This is a genomic window from Actinomycetospora chibensis (assembly GCF_028737215.1).
In the GTDB taxonomy this organism is placed as follows: Bacteria; Actinomycetota; Actinomycetes; order Mycobacteriales; family Pseudonocardiaceae; genus Actinomycetospora; species Actinomycetospora chibensis.
Window position 1 is genome coordinate 81,188 of sequence record NZ_JAQZAM010000015.1, and the last position, 19,224, is coordinate 100,411.

At 74.6% G+C, this 19,224-nt stretch carries 23 protein-coding genes and 1 riboswitch; of the genes, 10 read left to right on the top strand and 13 right to left on the bottom strand.

Annotated elements, in window-relative coordinates; translation table 11 throughout:
* Nucleotides 1-54: 54 nt before the first annotated feature.
* A complete protein-coding gene (locus tag PH189_RS22405) occupies nucleotides 55-921 on the bottom strand; it encodes an IclR family transcriptional regulator (protein ID WP_274191045.1) in 867 nt (288 codons plus the stop codon).
* Nucleotides 922-1,291: 370 nt separating this feature from the next.
* Between PH189_RS22405 and PH189_RS22410 the strand changes: the two genes are divergently transcribed.
* The 4 genes from PH189_RS22410 to PH189_RS22425 are packed head-to-tail and all read left to right on the top strand — an operon-like array spanning nucleotide 1,292 to nucleotide 4,452.
* Nucleotides 1,292-1,831, top strand: a complete 540-nt coding sequence (locus PH189_RS22410) for a DUF2505 domain-containing protein (protein ID WP_274191046.1) — start codon at nucleotides 1,292-1,294, stop codon at nucleotides 1,829-1,831.
* A complete protein-coding gene (locus tag PH189_RS22415) occupies nucleotides 1,831-2,733 on the top strand; it encodes a nuclease-related domain-containing protein (protein ID WP_274191047.1) in 903 nt (300 codons plus the stop codon). The genes PH189_RS22410 and PH189_RS22415 overlap by 1 nt, the downstream gene beginning before the upstream one ends.
* A 1-nt stretch (nucleotide 2,734) precedes the next feature.
* A complete protein-coding gene (locus tag PH189_RS22420) occupies nucleotides 2,735-3,922 on the top strand; it encodes an MFS transporter (protein ID WP_274191048.1) in 1,188 nt (395 codons plus the stop codon).
* Nucleotides 3,919-4,452 (top strand): GIY-YIG nuclease family protein, encoded by a 534-nt coding sequence (locus PH189_RS22425; RefSeq protein ID WP_274191049.1) that lies wholly within the window; start codon nucleotides 3,919-3,921, stop codon nucleotides 4,450-4,452. Before PH189_RS22420 ends, PH189_RS22425 begins: the two co-directional genes overlap by 4 nt.
* Nucleotides 4,453-4,487: 35 nt before the next feature.
* On the opposite strand, the gene PH189_RS22430 is transcribed toward PH189_RS22425, so the two are convergent.
* Nucleotides 4,488-4,823 (bottom strand): TraR/DksA family transcriptional regulator, encoded by a 336-nt coding sequence (locus PH189_RS22430; protein ID WP_274191050.1) that lies wholly within the window; start codon nucleotides 4,821-4,823, stop codon nucleotides 4,488-4,490.
* Nucleotides 4,820-5,728: a diacylglycerol/lipid kinase family protein gene (locus tag PH189_RS22435; RefSeq protein WP_274191051.1), complete on the bottom strand. Its 909-nt coding sequence runs from the start codon at nucleotides 5,726-5,728 to the stop codon at nucleotides 4,820-4,822. Before PH189_RS22435 ends, PH189_RS22430 begins: the two co-directional genes overlap by 4 nt.
* Nucleotides 5,729-5,805: 77 nt before the next feature.
* On the opposite strand from PH189_RS22435, the gene PH189_RS22440 reads away from it, so the two are divergent.
* Together PH189_RS22440 and PH189_RS22445 are read left to right on the top strand one after the other, a co-directional pair.
* Nucleotides 5,806-6,507 carry a DsbA family protein gene (locus PH189_RS22440; protein WP_274191052.1) on the top strand — a complete coding sequence of 234 codons (702 nt, stop codon included), beginning with the start codon at nucleotides 5,806-5,808 and terminating at the stop codon, nucleotides 6,505-6,507.
* A 1-nt stretch (nucleotide 6,508) separates the two neighbouring features.
* Complete coding sequence (locus PH189_RS22445) at nucleotides 6,509-7,324, top strand: cytochrome c biogenesis CcdA family protein (protein ID WP_274191053.1); 816 nt, start codon at nucleotides 6,509-6,511, stop codon at nucleotides 7,322-7,324.
* Between the two features lie 17 nt (nucleotides 7,325-7,341).
* On the opposite strand, the gene PH189_RS22450 is transcribed toward PH189_RS22445, so the two are convergent.
* Genes PH189_RS22450 through PH189_RS22460 form a run of 3 tightly spaced genes read right to left on the bottom strand, consistent with a single transcriptional unit; the run spans nucleotide 7,342 to nucleotide 10,824 of the window.
* A complete protein-coding gene (locus PH189_RS22450; RefSeq protein WP_274191054.1) occupies nucleotides 7,342-7,992 on the bottom strand; it encodes an HAD family hydrolase in 651 nt (216 codons plus the stop codon).
* A gap of 19 nt (nucleotides 7,993-8,011) precedes the next feature.
* Nucleotides 8,012-8,479: a CinA family protein gene (locus tag PH189_RS22455; protein ID WP_274191055.1), complete on the bottom strand. Its 468-nt coding sequence runs from the start codon at nucleotides 8,477-8,479 to the stop codon at nucleotides 8,012-8,014.
* 47 nt (nucleotides 8,480-8,526) lie between these two features.
* Nucleotides 8,527-10,824: a heavy metal translocating P-type ATPase gene (locus tag PH189_RS22460; protein WP_425550179.1), complete on the bottom strand. Its 2,298-nt coding sequence runs from the start codon at nucleotides 10,822-10,824 to the stop codon at nucleotides 8,527-8,529.
* 338 nt (nucleotides 10,825-11,162) lie between these two features.
* Between PH189_RS22460 and PH189_RS22465 the strand changes: the two genes are divergently transcribed.
* Nucleotides 11,163-11,372, top strand: coding sequence for a CsbD family protein (locus PH189_RS22465; protein ID WP_274191057.1), 210 nt, complete (start codon nucleotides 11,163-11,165; stop codon nucleotides 11,370-11,372).
* A 155-nt stretch (nucleotides 11,373-11,527) separates the two neighbouring features.
* A complete protein-coding gene (locus PH189_RS22470) occupies nucleotides 11,528-11,791 on the top strand; it encodes a hypothetical protein (RefSeq protein ID WP_274191058.1) in 264 nt (87 codons plus the stop codon).
* Nucleotides 11,792-11,813: 22 nt separating this feature from the next.
* Here the strand turns inward: PH189_RS22470 and PH189_RS22475 are convergent, their stop codons facing one another.
* Together PH189_RS22475 and PH189_RS22480 are read right to left on the bottom strand one after the other, a co-directional pair.
* Nucleotides 11,814-12,128: a DMT family transporter gene (locus PH189_RS22475; RefSeq protein WP_274191059.1), complete on the bottom strand. Its 315-nt coding sequence runs from the start codon at nucleotides 12,126-12,128 to the stop codon at nucleotides 11,814-11,816.
* A 13-nt stretch (nucleotides 12,129-12,141) separates the two neighbouring features.
* A riboswitch (guanidine-III (ykkC-III) riboswitch) is annotated at nucleotides 12,142-12,215 on the bottom strand.
* A gap of 69 nt (nucleotides 12,216-12,284) precedes the next feature.
* Complete coding sequence (locus PH189_RS22480) at nucleotides 12,285-12,677, bottom strand: VOC family protein (protein WP_274191060.1); 393 nt, start codon at nucleotides 12,675-12,677, stop codon at nucleotides 12,285-12,287.
* A gap of 178 nt (nucleotides 12,678-12,855) precedes the next feature.
* Between PH189_RS22480 and PH189_RS22485 the strand changes: the two genes are divergently transcribed.
* The gene (locus PH189_RS22485; RefSeq protein WP_274191061.1) at nucleotides 12,856-13,506 is read left to right on the top strand and encodes a thermonuclease family protein; all 651 of its coding nucleotides are present in this window, start codon (nucleotides 12,856-12,858) and stop codon (nucleotides 13,504-13,506) included.
* Here PH189_RS22485 and PH189_RS22490 read toward each other — a convergent pair.
* From PH189_RS22490 to PH189_RS22510, 5 genes are all read right to left on the bottom strand, one after another.
* Nucleotides 13,479-13,991, bottom strand: a complete 513-nt coding sequence (locus PH189_RS22490) for a GNAT family N-acetyltransferase (RefSeq protein ID WP_274191062.1) — start codon at nucleotides 13,989-13,991, stop codon at nucleotides 13,479-13,481. The genes PH189_RS22485 and PH189_RS22490 overlap by 28 nt on opposite strands.
* On the bottom strand, nucleotides 13,988-14,911 hold the full coding sequence (locus PH189_RS22495) for a DUF5996 family protein (RefSeq protein WP_274191063.1): 924 nt from the start codon (nucleotides 14,909-14,911) through the stop codon (nucleotides 13,988-13,990). Before PH189_RS22495 ends, PH189_RS22490 begins: the two co-directional genes overlap by 4 nt.
* A gap of 37 nt (nucleotides 14,912-14,948) precedes the next feature.
* A complete protein-coding gene (locus tag PH189_RS22500; RefSeq protein WP_274191064.1) occupies nucleotides 14,949-16,169 on the bottom strand; it encodes an NAD(P)/FAD-dependent oxidoreductase in 1,221 nt (406 codons plus the stop codon).
* A 17-nt stretch (nucleotides 16,170-16,186) separates the two neighbouring features.
* Entirely contained in the window at nucleotides 16,187-17,119 is a 933-nt protein-coding gene (locus PH189_RS22505) for an acyl-ACP desaturase (protein ID WP_274191065.1), read from the bottom strand.
* Between the two features lie 86 nt (nucleotides 17,120-17,205).
* Entirely contained in the window at nucleotides 17,206-17,886 is a 681-nt protein-coding gene (locus PH189_RS22510) for a TioE family transcriptional regulator (RefSeq protein ID WP_274191066.1), read from the bottom strand.
* Between the two features lie 97 nt (nucleotides 17,887-17,983).
* Here PH189_RS22510 and PH189_RS22515 point away from each other — a divergent pair, with 97 nt between their 5' ends.
* On the top strand, nucleotides 17,984-19,165 hold the full coding sequence (locus PH189_RS22515) for an erythromycin esterase family protein (protein WP_274191067.1): 1,182 nt from the start codon (nucleotides 17,984-17,986) through the stop codon (nucleotides 19,163-19,165).
* Nucleotides 19,166-19,224 lie beyond the last annotated feature (59 nt).

Here is a 19,224-nt window from a genome sequence, read left to right on the forward strand (position 1 = left end):
GGTGAGGAGCGGCGGCACGGCCGGCGTCGAATCCGGTCGCGTGTGCGAGAGGGGTCAGCGCCCCCCGGGAACGGGATCGGCGGGCCGAGGTGGCGGGAGGTCGCTGTCGGCCTCGAGCCAGGATCGGGTGGCGGTGGTGGCGACGTCGCGGACCGCCCCGGTGAGCTCGTCACCGTGGGTCTCGAAGCGGCGTGCCGGGGTGGAGATGGCGATGCTCGCGGCGACCCGGCCCTCGGGATCGAAGATCGGGGCGCCGATGCAGCAGAAGCCCTCGGCGTACTCCTCGCGGTCCACCGCGTAACCGCGCCGGCGCACCCGGGCGAGCTCCAGCTCGATGGCCGGCGTGCTCGTGATCGTGGTGCCCGTGAAGGACGTGAGGTCCCGCTGCTCGCGCAGACGCTCGGTGCGGGCGCCGGAGGAGGCGACCAGTGCCTTGGTCACGGCGAGCGCGTGGGCCGACGCGAGCGGGATGCGCTCGGTGAGGTCCGGGATGCGGGCGAGACCCTGGTGGCCGCGGGCGTCGACGATCACGGTCGCGTCGTCGTCCTCCCAGCGGGCCAGGTACGTGCGCTGACGGGTGCGCCAGTAGAGCTCGGTGACCGCGTCGGAGAGCCGCTCGGGCAGCTCGTACCGCGCCAGGTCGTCGCGCGGGGCGCTGTCGCCCCACGTGTCGCCCCACGGCGGGGACTCGTGGAGGCGGACGGTGCCGGCCTGCTTGTCCCGCACCGCGTAGCCCTCCTGGCAGAGGGTGTTGAGCAGGTACCGCGCCGTCGCGGCGCTCTTGCCGAGCTCCGCGGCCAGGGCCTCCGCCGTGATCCCCTCGGGCGAGGCACCGAGGATCCGCAGGGCGGCCAGCGCCTCGGCGGCGGTCTTGAGGGAGCGGCCCCCACCGACGCCGCGGGCGTGGCGCGGTTCCGTCATGGTTGCTCCCTCCCGTCGTCGGTGGACCTTGCTGGACCCTTGCTCCGACCGGCCGCTCGCTCGCCGTCCTGCGAGGGCCACTGAACGCGCTCGCGGACCTTGTGGTCAACATCACGGTTATGGCGTGCAGCATCTGCAATCGCCGCTGACCGCACGGGGTGCGCCGTTGCTCGCCGGCCGAGCCGCCGACCGTCGCCGCAGGCGCGGGATAGGCGGTGCGGCGAGCGACGGTGTGCCAGGGCATTCGGGGGAACGGTGCTGCGGCCGGCCGCTCACCCCGAGGCGCCGCGGACGCCGGGGCCGCCCCGGTCGGGGGCCGTCCGTGCGATGTCCGGGAACGGGCGGCCGCCGACGATTAGGGTCGATCCACGTGAGCACCCGGCTGGCGCTGAGCCGCGACTACCCGCACGGCGTGCCCGCCTTCGCGGCCGCGCTCGCCGAGCCCGACTTCCACCGCGTCAAGCTCGACGTCGACGGTTCCGGTCGCATCGAGGTGGTCGCGTTCGAGCGCCGTGACGTCGACGCCCGCGACGAGGAGGGGACGCGGCGCGTGCGGGTCGTCCTGCGCCAGCCCGTGCCGCCCGGCCAGGTCCCCGCGGTGCTCGAGCGGATGCTCTCGGGGATCCTGGTGATCGAGCGCACCGAGGAGTGGACGCTCACGCCACGGCGCTGCGACGGCCGGGCACGCGTCGCGGTCCCGGGGACGCCGATCAGCGCCGCGGGCACGATGGCGGTCCTCCCGCAGGCCCCTGAGCGCACCCGGCTCTCGATCGACCTGGACATCACCGCGGCCGTCCCGCTGCTCGGCGGCGGCATCGAGCGCGCGGTCGTGGCGGGCATCCGCGGGCTCACCGGCAGCGAGCACGACCGCATCTCGCGCTGGCTCGTCCGCGCCGAGCAGGCCGGCTGATGCCGGCCCGCCGCCGTCGCCGGCTCGGGGCCGACCGGCTGTACGTGACCTCGGCCGACGGTCTGCCTCTCGGGCACCTCGACCTGTTCAGCCGCGTCGCCCACGACGTCCCCGCCGGATACCGGGAGACCTTCGTCAAGGAGGCCAACGCCTGGCTCTGGCAGAACAACATGCCGCCGATGGGCAGCCCGAGCGAGGTGGCCCCCGAGCCCCCGCCCGCGCTCGGCGCCGGCGTCGAGCCGCCGGAGGGCGGCTGGGACCCGGGCGTCGACGACCTCGCCCTGCGCCGGCCCGGGCACGGACTGCTCGACGAGGCCGCGCAGGCGCGGGCCACCCGCGGACCCGACGCCGACCGTCCGCTGCGCCTGCGGGCCGACGGCCAGCACGCCGTGGCCGAGGCGCTGGGCAAGCTGACCCGCCCGCCGACGCTGCGGCGCGGGCGCGGCGCCCGCTGGCGGATCCTCCACCGGGTGCCCATGGCGTTCGCCGAGGGCGACGTCGTCCTCGACCACGTCGTCGTCGGGCCGCCCGGCCTGTTCGTCATCGAGGTCGTCAACATCCCCGGCGGCCGGGTCGTCGTGGAGGACCACAAGCTCGACCTCGCCGGCACCTCGATGGACCTGGAGCGACACCGTCGCATCGGCGCGGAGGCCGCCGACCGGGTGTCGGTCGCGCTCGCCCGAGCGGCCGGGGCCGCCGAGACCCTCGACCCGCCCGCGGTGCACCCCGTCATCGCCGTCGTCGGCGCGATCCTCGCCGGGGACGGGCGCCACCGCGGCGTCACCGTCACCCGCGTCGGGCAGCTGCCGCGCCTGCTCACCGCGTTCGGGGATCCGCTGTCCGACCTGGCGGTCGCGCAGACCTACGAGGTGGCCCGACGGTCGGTGACGTGGAGCCCGTGACGTGACCCCGGTGACCACGCCCCTGCGCCGTGCGCGGGTCGCGGTCATCGGGATGTTCGTCGTCAACGGGGCGACGTACAACAGCATCGTCCCGCGGCTCCCGACCATCCGCGACGACCTGGGCCTGTCGAACGCCGCGCTGGGCACCGCGATCGCGGCCTTCCCCGCCGCCGCGCTCCTGTTCGGGGTGCTCGCGGGGCCGCTGATCGCCCGGGTGGGCAGCGGCCGCGCCGGCGCCGGGGTGGGCCTGGCGGGCGCGGTGCTGCTGCCCACCGTGGCGCTCGCGCCGTCGTGGCTCGCGCTCGCCGCCGCCCTGTTCGTGCTCGGGCTGACCGACGCCTGGGCGGACGCCGCGATGAACGCCCACGGGCTGCGGGTGCAGACCGGCTACGGGCGCTCGATCGTCAACGGGCTGCACGCGGTGTGGAGCATGGCCGCGGTCGGGGCCGGCCTGCTCGGCGCGGCGGCCGCCGGGCTCGGGGTCCCGCTGCTCGTGCACCTCGGGGTCGTCACGGTCGTGCTGGTCGGGGTGTCGGTGCTCGCCTGGCGGTGGGCGCTGCCCGGGCCGGAGCCGGAGGCCGAGCACGAGGACGGGGCCGCCCGTCGGGGGCCGTGGCGCGCCGTGGTCGTCGCCGCCGGGCCCCTGCTCGCGCTGGCCGCCCTGCTCGTCGCCTCGGGCGGCATCGAGGACTCGGCGGCGTCGTGGGGCGCGATCTACGTCCGCGACGATCTCGGCGGCGGCCCGTTCGTCGCCGGCCTGCCGTTCGTGGCGTTCCAGATCGCCATGACCCTCGGGCGCCTCGCCGGCGACCGCGTCGTCGACCGCTTCGGCGGGGTGGCCGTGGCGCGCGCGGGAGCGGCGCTGGCCGCGGTGGCGATGTCGACGGCGCTGCTCATCGCGCACCCCGTCGCCGCCGTCGTCGGCTACGCCGTCACCGGGCTCGGCGTGGCGACGCTCTTCCCCCTCGGGTTCGCGGCGGCGGGCCGCGTTCCCGGGGTGCGGCCCGGCGACGGGATCGCGGTGGTCGGGTGGCTCGCGCGCCTGGGCTTCCTGACGTTCCCGCCGCTGATCGGCCTGGTCGCCGACCGCGTCTCGGTGGGCGCGGGGCTCGTGCTGGTCCCGATCGCCGCGGTGGCCGCGGTGCTGCTGGCGGGGGCGCTGCGGCCGGCGCGCACACTGCGGACGTGACCGTCACCGACGCCGTCGCCGCCCTGTCGGCACCGCTCGCGCCCCTCGACGAGACCGTCGCCTCGCTCGGCCGGGACCCGGGGCTCGTGGCGTGGTGGGGCACCGGCGTCCCGGTGTCCGGACCGGCGCACCCCGTCGACGACGGCTGGGTGCTGCTCGAGGTCGGCGACGCGACGATGCTGCGCAACCGCGTGACCCGCCAGGACCTCTACCGGACCGGCGTCTCGACGCTGCGGCGGACGCTCGCCGGGCTGCTGCTCGACGACCTCGGGCTCGCCCCCACCTGGGCCGCCGAGGTCATCCTGCCCCGCGCCGACGAGGATCGGCTGACGGCGTGGATGCGCGCGCACCTGCGGCTCACCGTGACCGTGCGCGAGGACCGCAAGCTGCTGCTCGAGCCGGTGCGCGACGCCATGGCCCCGGGGCTGCGCGGCGACCGCGAGCCCGCCCGCTCCGCGCTGGCCCGCTTCGACGCGGCCGCCGGCGAGCGCCCCGTCCGCGACCCCTCGGTCCCGTTCCGCCGCCCCTAGTACGTGCGTGATCTTCCGAGCCATGGCTCAGAAGATCACGCACGTGGAGGTGGGCAGCTGACGCACGTGCGCGCGGCGGGCCGGGCCTCGAGGCGCTCGGGGGCGATGGGGCGTCCGCAACGCTCGCAGACCCCGTAGGTCCCGGCGGCCACCCGCGCGCGGGCCGAGGCGAGCTCCTCGAGGTCGCGGCGCGCCCCCGCCAGCAGCGCGGCCGCCTGCGCCCGCTCGTAGGCGATCGTCTGGCCCTCGGGGTCGTGCTCGTCGTCGCCGGAGCTCGCCGAGGCCGTCTCGACGATGCCCGCGAGCTGCGCGGACAACGCCGCGACGCGGGCCCGCGCGTCGGTCTCGGCCTCGTCCAACGGACCGGTCATACGACCGTCGCCAGCGCTCCCGGCGCGATCGTCACGGTGACGCCACGGTCGGCGGGGAGGTCGAGCACCTCGCCGTCGAGCTGGACCGGCATCGGCTTGAGCGTGGTGAACGCGAAACGGTCGGTGTGGGGCTGGGGCCCCAGCCCGCGCACGGCCGCCCGCACGGCGAAGGCCAGCAGACGCAGCCGCGACCGGTGCGGCAGCGTGATCACCTCGAACTGCCCGTCGGCCGGGTCGCCGTCGGAGAGCGTCGCGTACTTCGCCATCTCGGGAATGTTGGCGAGGATGAGGCTGTCGAAGCGCCGCGGTCCCTCCCCCTCGACGTCGACCGCGAAGGGCTTGAAGCGGGAGAACGCCCGGAGCGTGGTGATCACCTCGCGGATCGACCCCTTGCCCCCGCGCTCGATCTCGAGCGCCACGGTGGGAGTGATCCCGAGGCCGAAGTAGGAGTGCGCCCAGCGCGCCCTCTCCTCGCCGGCGATCTCGATGCGCATGAGGTCGAGGCGACGCACGTCGCCCGCAGCGATGGCGTCGACCAGCGGGCGCTCCCGCGTGGCGCGCCGGTGGTCGTTGGCGTTGCCCGCCGCGAGCACGGCCGTGACCGCCGCGGACGTCGTGCCGTCGCCCGCGGCCATGACGCCCTCGACGACCTCATGGTAGCCGCCGTCGCCGCTGACCGACACCACGAGCACGCGGCCCGCGCGGGCCTCCTGCTCGGCGATGACCCGCGCGTGCCCCGCGTACTCGGTGGGGACGGCGACCACCTCGAGGTGCGGCGCGGCGTCCGCCAGCTCGGACCTCGCGCGCACCGCACGCTCGGGGCCGTCGCCGGTGCTCTCCGGGTTGTAGACGAGCACCACCCGCTCGTAGGCGGGCACCGGGGACGGTTCGGACGGCAGGGCCACACGCCGAGAGTACGGCGGGGCGGGGTCCGAGTGGCGCAGCCCGCGCGGCCGGCCGCCCTCCGTGCGACGGTCGGACGATGAGCACCGGCACCGCAACGCGCCGTCGCACGGTGATCGGCGGCGTGATCGCCCTCGTCGTGCTCGCCGTGCTGGGCGTGCCGCTGCTGCTGGGCTCCGGCGGCGGCAGCGGCCATGGCGAGGCCGCCCGCGACCCGCAGGCGCAGGCCCGGCTCGACGTCCCGCGCCGGGACGCCGGCGACCCGCTCGCGCTCGGCCGCCCGGACGCCCCCGTCGTCATGGCCGAGTGGGGCGACTTCCAGTGCCCCTTCTGCCGGCTCTTCGCGACGACGACCGAGCCCGAGCTGGTCCGCCGCTACGTCGACGCCGGCCTGGTGCGCATCGAGTGGCACGACTTCGCCTACCTCGGCCCCGAGTCGGTGCTCGCCGCACGCGCCGCCCGGGCGGCGGCGCGCCAGGACCGCTTCTGGGACTTCCACGCCGCGCTCTCCCGCGACCAGCCGGCCGAGAACCGGGGCGCGGTCACCGAGGCCTCGCTCGCCGCGACGGCCGCCGGGCTCGGGCTCGACGTGGACCGCTTCCGCCGCGACGCCGCCGACCCGGCGATCGCCGACGCCGTCACCGCCGACCAGGAGCTGGGGACGCGCCTGGGGGTGGGCGGCGTACCGAGCTTCGTCGTCGGCGACCGGCTGATCTTCGGTGCGCAGCCGCTGCCGACGTTCACCGCCGCTCTCGACGACGCGCTGGCCCGGTCCCGCTGACGTGCTCGACATCGGCTATCTCGCCGCCTTCGCCGGCGGGGTGCTCGCGCTGCTCAGCCCGTGCAGCGCACTGCTGCTGCCCTCGTTCCTCGCCTACGCCGTCGCCGGGCGCACCGAGCTCCTCGCCCGCACCGGCGTGTTCACCCTCGGCCTGCTCGTCGTGCTCGTGCCGCTCGGCGCGGGCTCGTCGGCGCTGACGGGGCTGCTCACCGGCCACCGAGCGACGGTCGTGCTCGTCGCCGGGCTCGTGGTCATCGCGCTCGGCGTCGTCCAGATCCTCGGCGGCGGGTGGGCGTTCGCCCCCGCCGCGCGCGCCCAGCAGGGCCTGGCTCGCCGCGGCACCTGGCTGGCGACAGCCGGGCTCGGCGCGGTGTACGGGCTGGCCGGCTTCTGCTCCGGGCCCATCCTCGGCGCGGTGCTCACGGTGGCCGCGGCGAGCGGGGCGCCCCTGCGCGGCGCGGCCCTGCTCGCGGTCTACGCGGTGGGCATGACCGTGCCCGCGTTCGTGCTCGCCGCGCTCTGGGTGCGCTTCGACCTCGGTCGACGCCGCTGGCTGCGCGGCCGCGAGTTCCGGGTCGGCCCGCTGCGGCTGCACACCACGTCCACGATCTCGGGGCTGCTGTTCGTCGGGATCGGCGTCCTCTTCCTGGTCGCCGACGGCACGGCCGGGCTGGTCGGCGCCGACCCCGCGACGTCCGCCCGCGCGGAGGACGCCGTCGCCGGGCTCGGCGCCCGGGTGCCCGACGGGCTGCTGCTCGCCGTCCTGGCGCTCGTGGTGGTCGCGGTGACCGTCTGGCGGGTGCGGCGGGCGCGGTAGGTCAGGGCATCGGCAGGTCAGCGCATCGCCAGCACGTGCTCGACCGCCTCGGGCAGCGTCGCGACCGCCGGGGCGGCGGTGCGCAGGTCGGCCTCGTGGTGGGTGGAGTGCTCGGCGACGAGCACGCAGGCGCTGCCGACCGCGGCGGTCGCCGCGGCGTCGTCGAGGGTGTCGCCGACCAGCACCACCCGAGCGGGGTCGAGGCCGAGTGCGTCGAGATGGGCGGCCAGGGCGTCGGCCTTGCTGCGGCCGTCGTGGTGGTGGTCGCCGTCGACGCGGGCGAACCAGTCGTGCAGGCCGCGACGTCCGAGCGTCGCGTGGAGCTCGTGGTGGGCGAGCATGCTCAGCACCGACTGGCCGAGCCCGGCGTCGGCGAAGCGCCCGAGCGCGTCGGTGGCGCCGTCGGCCAGCGGCAGGCCGGGCTCGACGCCCAGGTAGTGCGACCCGAAGGCGGCGTTGGCCCGTGCCCACTCCGCGTCGTCCACGGGACGTCCGACGAGGTCGGTGTAGAAGTCCCGCAGCGGCCGCCGGAACGTCGACCGGTACTGCTCCAGGTCGAGGCCCGGCTCGATGCCCATCACCGCCAGGCTCGCCGCCGTGGCGTCGACGACGGCGTGCACGTCGGCGAGCAACGTGCCGTTCCAGTCCCAGATGACGTGCTCGACCACGCCACGATGATCCCTCAGATCAGCTGCCGAGGTGGTCCAGGAGGGCCTGGAGGGAGCGCTCGCGGGTGCACCGCAGGACCTCCTGCGGGTCGTCGCCCGGGAACTCCTCGACCCACGCCCGGGTCTCGCCCCGGTCGTCGACCGCGAACCAGACGGTGCCCGGGGGCTGGTCGTCCTGGGGCTCGGGCCCGCCGGCGCCGCTGACCGCGAGCGTCAGATCGGCGCCGAGCATCCCCGCGGCCTTCTCGGCCATCGTCCGCACCGCGGGCTCCGACACCACCGGACCGTCGGGCACGCCCAGCGCCCCGTGCTTGGTGGTCCGGTCGTACGCGACGACGCCGCCGCGGAACCACTCGCTCGAGCCGGGCGACGCGGCAAGGTCGCTGCAGACCAGTCCACCGGTCAACGACTCGACGACCGCCACCCGACGTCCGTCACGCGATGCCGCCTTCGACACCGACTCCGCCAGCTCCTCGGGATCCGCCATGTCAGGGGCCTTGCCGATCCCCCTCGGCGGGAAACGCCGGAACGCCGTCAGGGTGTGAAGCGCCGCAGGCGCAGGCTGTTGCCGACGACGAAGACGCTCGACAGCGCCATCGTCACGCCGGCGATCATCGGGTTCAGCAGCCCCGCGACGGCCAGTGGGAGCGCCGCGACGTTGTAGGCGAAGGCCCAGAACAGGTTGCCGCGGATCGTGGAGAGCGTGCGACGGGCCAGGCGCAGGGCGACGGGCACGGCGCGCAGGTCGTCGCGGACGAGGGTGACGTCGCCGGCCTCGATGGCCATGGCGGTGCCGGTGCCCATGGCCACGCCGAGGTCGGCCTGGGCCAGCGCCGCGGCGTCGTTGACGCCGTCGCCCACCATGGCAACGGTCGCGCCGGCCTCCTGGAGGCGGCGGACCTCGTCGGCCTTCTCGGTGGGCAGGACCTCGGCGACGACGTCGGCGGCGTCGATGCCCACCTCCGCGGCGACCGCGCGGGCCGCGGCGGGGTTGTCGCCGGTGAGCAGCACCGGGCGAAGACCCCTCGCCCGCATCTGCGCGACGGCCTCCGCCGACCCCTCGCGGACACCGTCCGCGACCGCGAGTACCGCGCGCGCCCGCAGGTCGCCGTGCTCGTCGTCCCAGGCGACCAGCACCGTCGTCGCCCCCTGGCCCGCGGCGTCGTCGAGCGCGCGCTGCAGGTCGGCGGGAACGTCGACGCCGCGCTCGACGAACAGGCGGTGGCGGCCGGCGAGCACCCGCACGCCGTCGACGGTCCCGAGGACGCCGAGCCCGTCGAGCGGCGCGACGTCGGTGACCTCGGCGGACGTGAACGCGGCCTCTGTGAGCTCGTCCCTGGCCGCCGCCGCGATCGCCCGGGCGACGGGGTGCTCGAGGCGCGCCTCGAGGGCGCCGGCGCGGGCGAGCACCTCGTCCCGGCCGACGCCGTCCGTCGCCCGCAGCGTCTGGAGTGTCATCCGGCCGGTGGTCACGGTGCCGGTCTTGTCGAGCACGATCGTGTCGACCCGTCGCGTCGACTCGAGGACCTCGGGCCCCCGCAGCAGGATGCCGAGCTGGGCCCCGCGGCCGGTCGCAACGGCCAGGGCGGTAGGGGTGGCGAGGCCGAGCGCGCAGGGGCAGGCCACGACGAGCACGGCCATACCAGCCGCGACCGCGAAGCCCCAGCCGGCGCCCGAGACGCCCCAGAACAGCAGGGTGTTGATCGCGATCAGGATGACGACCGGCACGAACCAGGCGGAGATGCGGTCGGCGAGCCGCTGGATCGCGGTCTTGCCGGCCTGCGCCTCCTCGACACGGCGCGCCATCCGGGCCCACTGCGTGTCCCCGGCGGCCCGGGTGGTCTCGACGACGAGGCGCACGGTCTCGTTGCGCGTGCCGGCGAGGACCTCGGTGCCGGGCTCGACGTCGACGGGCGCGGACTCCCCGGTCATGGCACCCGCGTCGACGGTCGACCGGCCCTCCACCACGCGACCGTCCAGCGGGAAGGGCTCGCCCGCGCCGACCGCGATGCGGTCACCGGGCTGGACGCCCCCGACCGGCACCGGCAGCTCGCGGTCGCCGACGACCACGCGGGCCTCGGTCGCGGGCGGTGCCATCAGCGACGACGACACCCCGAGGGCGCGACGCCGTCCCCGTCGTTCGATCCAGCGCCCGAGCAGCGCCGCGGTGGTGATGGCGGCCGCAGCCTCCAGGTAGACCGTCCGCGATCCGTCGAACTGGTCGGGCCGGGGGACCAGGTAGAGGGCGTGGCGCATGCCGCCGAGCCCGGCGCCGCCGAAGAAGAGCGTCCACAGCGACCAGCCGAAGGCGGCGAGCGTGCCCACCGAGACGAGCGTGTCCATCGTCGCCGACAGGTGGCGCAGGTGGCGCAGGGCCGCCCGGTGGAACCGGTAGCCGCCCCAGATGACGACGGGCGCGGTGAGGACCAGACAGAACCACTGCCAGTACCGGAACTGCCAGTCCGGGTTCATCGCGACGGCCATCACCGGCAGCGTCAGCGCGAGGCAGACGAGGGCGCGATGACGCAGCTCGGAGAGCTCGGGGTCCGGCGCGTCCTCGGCCTTCGGTGCCGTGGTGGTCGACGACGTGGGACGCGGCGCGCTCTCCGGGGCGGTGCGCGTCGAGGGCACACCACCGCCGGCGGGCACCAGCGGCGCCGCCGCCGTGGCGCCGAAGCCGAGGGTCCGGACGGCCGCCACGAGCTCGTCGGTGTCCTGCTCCGGGGGGTGGGTGACGCGGGCGCGACCCGTGGCGTAGTTGACGCTGGCCTCGACGCCCGGCAGCCGTCCGAGCTTGCGCTGGATGCGTGCGGCGCACGTTCCGCAGGTCATGCCGGTGACGGCGAGCTCGGTCGTCACCGTCTCCGGGCTCGCCGCTGCCGTGCTGTCCGCGACATCGGTCGCCACGCCGCCACCTCCTGCTCGTCGCCGGGGATCGACGGCGCGACGTTAGGGCGCGGTCACGCCGTTGCCGCCGGAGCTGAGAGCCCCTGAGGACCGGTCCGCCGACCGCCGACAGGGAAGGGACGAACGGTCGTCCGGAGCACCCTTCCGGACGCTGACATACACCCGATCGGTTCAGTCACCGTCTCAGCGGTCGCGGGTGTTCGGCGAGGTGACGATCGGGTAGGCCGGGCGGCGACCGTGCACCGTTGATCAAGGAGGCACCCATGGCCGAGGACACGTCCGCCGAGGACCTCAAGGGCCGCGCCAAGGAAGCCGTCGGCGCCCTCACGGGCCAGGACGACTGGGCCCGCGAGGGCAAGGAGCAGCAGAAGAAGGCCGACGCCGAGGACACCGCCCGGCAGAAGGAGGCGGAGGCGCAGAAGGCCCGCGCCCAGGCCGACAAGAAGGACGCCGACCAGAAGAAGCACCAGTAGTCACCCCACACACTCCGTGCGGCCCCGGACCGGCCACTGGTCGATCCGGGGCCGTCGTGTGCCACCCCCTGCACCGCGCCGATCGCGCGCGGTAACGAAGATCGCGTTCCCGACGATCACCAGTCCGTCGCGCAGGGTCGGTGAGGGAGACAGCGATGACGGTGCTCGTGGTGCTGGGAGTCGTGGCGATGGGCCTCGCCCTCGCCTGGGAGCTCCGGTTCGTCGCGCTCTGGGCCCTCGTGCGAGCCGTCGACGCGGTCGAGGGCGCCGACGGCGCGGGACGCCGGCGCTACGGCGACTTCCGCCGCATCGTCGCCGAGCAGGGGCTCGCCGGCGTGGACCTCGCGTGGCTCACGACCGGCGACGACGACCGTTCCGACGTCGCCGACCGTGCGGACTGGCAGCTGCGCAGCGCCTGACCGCGGGTCGATGCCTCGCGCGTCAGTGGACCAGCTTCAGCCCGACCACGCCGCCGACGATCGCCACCAGGAACACGATCTTCAATGCGGAGATCGACTCATCTCCCGTGACCATGGCATAGGCGACGGTGAGCACCGCGCCGATCCCGACCCACACCGCGTACGACGTCCCCACCGGCAGGCTGCGCATCGCGTAGGCCAGGCCGACCATGCTGAGCACGATCGCCACGCCGAACGTGATCGACGGTCCGAGCCGGGAGAAGCCCTCCGACCTGCCCAGCGCCGTCGCCCACACGGCCTCGAGCACACCGGAGACGACGAGAACGATCCATGCCACGACGAGCCTCGCTACGGTCGCCGTCTTGTCGCGGTCTGGGTACGGCGCCCCTCGTCCAGGCCGCTCCCGATGATCGGGGAACGCCGTCCGAGGATCGCAACGGGCGCGTGAGCTCGGCAAGGTCGACGACGGTGCGTTGCGTCTCCACCGTCAGCCTCAGTCGACCCGGGCCATCCAGAGGTGGCCGTCCGGATCGGTGAACGTGCTCTGGTACCCCCACCCCGGGTCGCCCGGCTCGGCCTTCACCGCGTTGCCAGCCGACCGCACGCGCTCGGTGACGGCGTCGACCTCGGCAGGCGTGGCCACGCCGAGGGCGAGGAGGCACTCGCTCACGCCGTCCGGGGCCACCTCGTGGTCCGCGCTCACGAAGCCGAACCCGTCACGGGGGATCAGCATGAGCGTCACGCCGGGGCCGAGGACCAACCGGAGCGGCTCGGGCAGGCCGTCGTCCGCGATCTCGCTGCCGACGGTCTCGAGGTCGAGCACCCGGCGGTAGAAGTCGTGGGCGATCCGGCGGTCCCGCACCGGCAGCGCGACGGTGAACGTCATTCCCGCACCCTCCCACCGGTCTGCCCGAGCCCACGAGCGGGCGATGACGTAACAATTCGGACCCACCGGACGAGAACACGGTCGACGGACCGGCAGGCACGCCCGCGACAACGCGGAAGCGGCCGCCGCAGTTCCGTCTCCATCCACGCTCGTGCGGTTCTCTGTCGGGGGGATTCCCGTGTCCAAGAAGGCCTGGGCGATCGGCGTCGTCGCGTTCCTCGCGATCGTCGGCTCCTGCAGCGACAAAGAGTCGACGTCGACGTCGACGACGACGCCGGCCCCGGTCGCCGCGCCCGCCACCTCGTCGCCGTACGTCGCACCCGTGGCGGTGCCGACCACGAGTGCCGCGCCCGCGGGGGTCGCCGTGACCCGGGTGATCGACGGGGACACCTTCGAGATCGCCGGTGGACAGCGGGTGCGCGTGCTCGGGATCGACTCGTGCGAGATCGGCACCTACGGCGGCACCCAGGCGAAGCAGTCCGCTGAGATCACGCTCGACGGCGAGTCGGTGGTCCTCGAGCAGGAGCCCGGCGTCGACCGCGACCGCTCCGGCCGCCTGCTCCGCTACGTCTCGACCGGCGACGGCAGCGACTTCGGTGAGTCCATGGTCGTCCAGACCCACACCGGCGTCGCCCGGGGCGACAGCGACGCCTCCGACGCGCGGCTCGCCGACCTGCGGGAACGGGACCACGGCGGCCGCGACTGCTCGGAGCCGGACTACTCGCCCGCCACCACCGAGTACGACGTCGACGTGGATGTCGACGACGACGGCAACCTCCCCGACGGGGCCCTCACCGGCGGCTACTGCGCTCGCAAGTGGTGGTGCTGAGCCTCGCGCTCGACGGTCCTGAAGTACCGGACGATCGGGAACGGCGTGAACCCCGCGCTCTCGTAGAGCCGACGGGCCGGCGCATGGCCCGGGTCGCCCGCGGTCTCCACCATCGCCGTCGCGAACCCCTGCTCGGCGATCCACTCGAGGGCCGCCCCGGTCAGCTGCCGCCCGATCCCTCGCCCCTGGTACCGCGGGTCGACCGCCACCATGTGGATCTCCCCGATCGGCTCGTCCTCGCGGCGACCGACCGCGACGAAGCCGGTCACGTCGTCGTCGACCTGGGCGACCCGGACGTGCAGGGTCGCGCAGGCGCTCTCGACCGCGTCCTGCTGCCCGGCGCGCCAGTCCGGGTGCTGGGCCTCGAAGACACCGGAGCCCGCGAGCTGCTGCTCGACCGAGGCGAACACCGGCGCCCACGCCGCGAGCGAGAGCTCGACGAGGCGCGGCAGGTCGGACGCGGCGTAGGCCCGGACCGTCGTCACGACCGGGCCCGCGAGGTGGGGTCGGCCTCGAGGGCGTCCCGGTCCCACTGCCCGTTGTCCGCAGCGGCCTCGTAGGTGCTCTGCAGGAACTCGAGCAGGTACCGGTCCGGGTCCGCCGCCCGGCGGACCGCCTCGTAGGGGAGCAGGAACTGCTGGGCCGCGTCGACGTAGGCCGCCTCGGCCGGGGCGACCGGGTGCTCCCGGAAACCGGGCGGCTCCGGGTACGCGTAGGCGTAGAACGCACCTTCCTCGCCGAAGCCCGGCCAGAAGCCCGCGCTGCTGAGCTCGTGCGAGTAGCCCTCGACCATGACCCAGTCCGCGCAGTTCGGGGCCCCGCCGGGGTGCGGTGGTGCGGTGCGGCCCGAGAACCGCGTGCACGCCATGTCCAGCCCACCCCAGAAGAAGTGGACCGGGCTGACCTTGCCGGTGAAACGCGACCGGAACTCGGTGAGCACCCTCTGGGCGTTGATGAGCTGGCCCCAGAACGCCCGTGCGTGCGCCGGCTCGTAGGTCGTGTGCTCGTGGTCCTGCTCGAACGGGATCGCCCGCACCACCTCCGTGGGCGTGGTGCGGATCGTGACGTCGACGCCCAGCTCGCCCAGCGCGGCCATGGTCTCGGCGTAGAAGTCGGCGACGGGCCTGCTCTCCAGCGGCACGGACCGCTGCCCGCCGGTGCTCGCCCGGAGGTCCAGCCGGTGCTCGACGAAGTCGAACTCCATGTCGAAGGCGCCGTGGGCGTAGGGCATCGACGACGTCGTCAGACCGCGCGCCGACACGTAGAGCGGAACCTGCCACCAGTGGTTGATCAGCGGCTCCGAGGCCATCCGGATCTTCCCGACGACCTGGGTCCACATGTGCAGCGTGTCCCGGGTCGCGGTCCAGTCCTCGACCCGGAGGGCGGGCCACAGCTCCGTGCTCATTCCTCCATTCATAGCCGGGCGGGCACGCCGCCGTCGATCACAGGTCGGAGAGCGGGACCCCGGGGTCGGCGAGCCGGGTGGTGTCGAGCGGTGCGCCGGCGCGGATGAGCCGCTCGATGTCGTCGGTGACGTCCCAGATGTTGACGTTCATGCCGGCGAGCGGACGCCCGTCCTGGCACCAGAACGCGATGAACTCGCGGCCGGCGAGGTCGCCGCGCACGACCACCTCGACGTTCTCGTCGCCCGGGTCGACGTGGCCCGTGTACTCCATGCCGAGGTCGTACTGGTCGGTGAAGAAGTAGGGCAGCCGGTCCCAGCCCGTGGCGTTCTCGTCGATCATGGCCGCCGCGGCGACCGGCCCGCTGTTCTGGGCGGTCGCCCAGTGCTCGACACGGATCTGCCGACCGAGGGCCGGGTGGTGGATGCTCGCGATGTCCCCGGCGGCGTAGATCCGGGGATCGCTGCTGCGCAGGTGCTCGTCGACCCGGACGCCGTCGTCCACCTGCAGGCCCGCGCGCTCGGCGAGCTCGGTGTTCGGGGCCGCGCCGATGCCGACGACGACCGCGTCCGCCTCGACGAGCGAGCCGTCGCCCAGGCGGACGCCCACCACGGCGCCGTCCTTGCCCACGATCTCGGTGACCTGCACGCCGGTGCGCAGGTCGACGCCGTGCTCGCGGTGCAGTCCGGCGAACACCTCGGCGATCTCCGGGCCCAGCACGCCCAGCAGGGGCGCGTCGGCGGCCTCGAGCACGGCCACCTCCACGTCGGCGATCCGCGCCGCCGCGGTCACCTCGAGGCCGATCCAGCCCGCGCCGATCACGGCGATCCGCCCCGCCCGCTGCAGCAGGATCTTGAGGCGGTCGCTGTCGTCGAGGTAGCGGAGATAGTGCACGTCCTCCAGCTCGGCGCCGGGCACCCGCAGGTGCCGTGGCGACGACCCGGTCGCGAGCAGCAGGGCCTCGTAGCCCACGCGGTCTCCGTCGTCGAGGACGACCTCGGAGGCGTCGCGGTCGATCGCGGTGACGGTGGCGCCGAGGCGCAGGTCGACGTCGTGCTCCCGATACCAGTCGGCCGGGTGCACGAAGACCTCGTCGCGCTCCGAGGATCCCTGGAGGTACTCCTTCGAGAGCGGGGGACGCTCGTAGGGCCGGTGCTGCTCGGCGCCGAGCAGCACCACCGGCCCCTCGTACCCGCCGTCACGGAGGGCCTCCGCGGCCCGGGCGCCGGCCAGGCCGGCGCCGACGATCACGTAGGTCATGCGTGGCTCCTGTTCCGTCAGCCCGACTTGGCGGCGAGGCGCTCCCGCGTCCTCGCCCGCTGCTCCTCGAACCGCGTGGCCTGGGCGTCGATCCTGGCGAGGAACGCGGAGAGCTCCGTCCGGGCCTTCTCGCCCTCGGCGTCGAGACCCTCGAGCTCGAACACCTTCCAGTGGCGCAGCAGGGGCCAGACCACCTCGTCGTGGTGCACCCGCAGGTCGTAGATGCCGGCCTGGGCGATCTGCACGGCCTTGCGGGTGAAGCCCGGGATGATCGCGCCCGGCATCGCGAAGTGGACCACCTCGTCGGTGATCGCGCGCATCGTCGCGTTGGGCGCGAAGTCGAGGGCGGCCTTCGTGAGGTTCCGGTAGAAGACCATGTGCAGGTTCTCGTCGGTGGACACCCGTGTGAGCAGCTTCTCCGCGACGGGGTCGCCGGCGTACTTGCCCGTGTTGCGGTGCGAGACGCGGGTGGCGAGCTCCTGGAACGAGACGTAGGCGAGCACGTTGAGGATCGGCTTCTCCTCCGAGTCGTAGCCCGTCTGCATCACCTGCATCCGCGCCTGCTCGAGCTCGTCCGGATCGACACCGCGCGTGACGAGGAGGTAGTCGCGGATGCAGAAGGCGTGCCGGCCCTCCTCGGCGGTCCACCGGTGCACCCACGTCCCCCAGGCACCGTCCCGGCCGAACGCCCGCTCGATCTCGCGGTGGTAGCTGGGCAGGTTGTCCTCGGTGAGGAGGTTGACCTCGAGCGCCGTGCGCGCGATCGGCGACAACGCCGACTGCTCGGGGTTCCAGGCCTCTCCCCCGAGGTCGGCGAAGTCGCGCCCGAGGCTCCAGGGCACGTACTCGTGCGGCATCCAGTCCTTCGCCATCTCGAGGTGCCGGTCGAGGTTCTCGGTGACGGCGGGCTCGAGATCGAGCAGCAGGTGCGTGCTCTCGGTGGTGGTCATGGTGTCCACTCTCAGCCGCGGTGTCGTCGGCCACGGGATGTGCGCACGGCTCCCTCAGGCTACCGGGACTCGCGACCCACAGATGATCATCGGCGTTCGCGCTCCCGGAGGTAGGCCTCCAGCTCGGCGGCCCCGCTCAGCATTGCCCGCCCCCGAGCGGCGAGCCGTGCGTGCCAGTCGCCCATGGCGGCCTCCAGCGGCTCGAGCCCGCCGGCCGCCCGGACCTGCGCGATCAGCGGAACGATCTGCTCCAGCTGGTAGCCGCCCCTCCGGAGCTGGTGGGCCATCCGGACGTCCCGGACGTCGGCGTCGTCGTAGACGCGGTAGCCGGTCCGCAGGTCGCGGCGCGGGACGACGAGCCCGGCCCGCTCCCAGGCGCGCAGCGTGGCGGGCCGCAGTCCGAGCTGGTGCGCCAGCGGCCCGATGAACGTGCCGCCGGGCTCGGGTGTCGCGACGGGACCCAGGTCGCGCAGGGCCCGCTCCACCGCCCGGAGGGTCCGGCGGTCGTCGAGGAGCTGGGCGTGACCCTCGTCGACCAGGCGGAAGGCCTCCTCGCTCGCGCCCTCGTTGACCGCCCGCATGATCAACGTCGCCGCGCGGTGGCCGTGCCCGGGAACGAGGGCGAGGAACGCGCGCAGGGCCGCCGCGTGCAGCGGGGTGTAGACCCGGTAGCCGTGCGCGGTGCGGTCCGCGGCCGGCAGGCTGCCGGCGTCCTCGTAGTTCCGGACGGCCTGGGTGGACAGGCCGTGCCGACGCGCCAGGTCCACCGGCCGGAGCTTCCCGCCGGTTTGAGGGTTTCCGTCCACAGTCCTGCCGAGATCGGGCCGAAGTTTCCACCGACGCTTCAACGATAGCGTTGAGGAGGTGACTGCTGACATCACCGACACCGTCCGACCCGTCGACGCCCGGGCCGTCATGGGGCTGCTCCCCGGCCGGCCGCGGGTGCTCGCCCTGGGCGAGCCGACCCACGGCGAGGACGCGCTCCTCGACCTGCGCAATGCGCTGTTCCGGCAGCTCGTCGAGCAGGAGGGCTACCGGACCATCGCGATCGAGAGCGACTGCCTGAAGGGCCTGCTCGTGGACGACCACGTCACCTGGGGGGCCGGCGCCCTCGACGAGGTGATGGAGCACGGGTTCAGCCACGGCTTCGGCGCGTCCGCGGCGAACCGGGAGCTCGTCCGCTGGATGCGGTCCCACAACGACGGGCGGCCGGCCTCCGGGCAGGTCCGGTTCGCCGGGGTCGACGGGCCGCTGGAGATCAGCGGCGCGGCGAGCCCCCGGCAGGCCCTCACCGCCCTGCACGGCTACCTCGCCGCGCACGGCGACGAGAGCCTGCTGCCGTGTTCTCCGGCGACGCTCGACCACCTGCTCGGCGCCGACGACCGGTGGACGAACCCCGCCGTGATGTGGGAGCCGGCCGAGTCCGTCGGACGGTCCGCCGACGCCCGGGAGCTGCGCCTGATCGCCGACGACCTCGTGTCGCTGCTCGACGAGCAGACGCCGCACCTGCTCGCGGCGACCTCCCGGGACGAGTGGGAACGGGCACGCCTCCACGCCCGCACCGCGGTCGGCCTGCTGCGCTACCACCACTCGATGGCCGACACCTCGCCGAGCCGCATGCCGCGACTGCTCGGCGTGCGGGACCAGATGATGGCCGACAACGTCCTCGCCGCCGCCGAGCGCGGTCCGACGCTGGTCTTCGCCCACAACGCCCACCTGCAGCGGGAGAAGAGCTCGATGCGGATGGGCGACGTGGGTGTGGCGTGGTGGAGCGCCGGCGCGCTCGTGAGCGCGCGCCTCGGCGAGGACTACGCGTTCCTGGCCATGGCGCTCGGCACGATCCGGCACCACGGCGTCGACGACCCGCCGCCCGACACCCTCGAGGGGCTCCTGTCCGCGCTGCCGGAGAGCCGGGTCCTCGTCGACCCCCGACAGCTGCCGGCCGGCGCCGCGCCCCGCGTCTCGCCGTGGTTCGGCTACGCCCCGCTGGACCCGGCGCGCCTGGGTGCCCTCGACGGCGTCGTGTTCGTCCGGGACGTCACCTGACGGCGGTCCTCGCCCACGGCGACGTACCGACCGCCGTCGGCGGGCTCCGGACGGTGGAC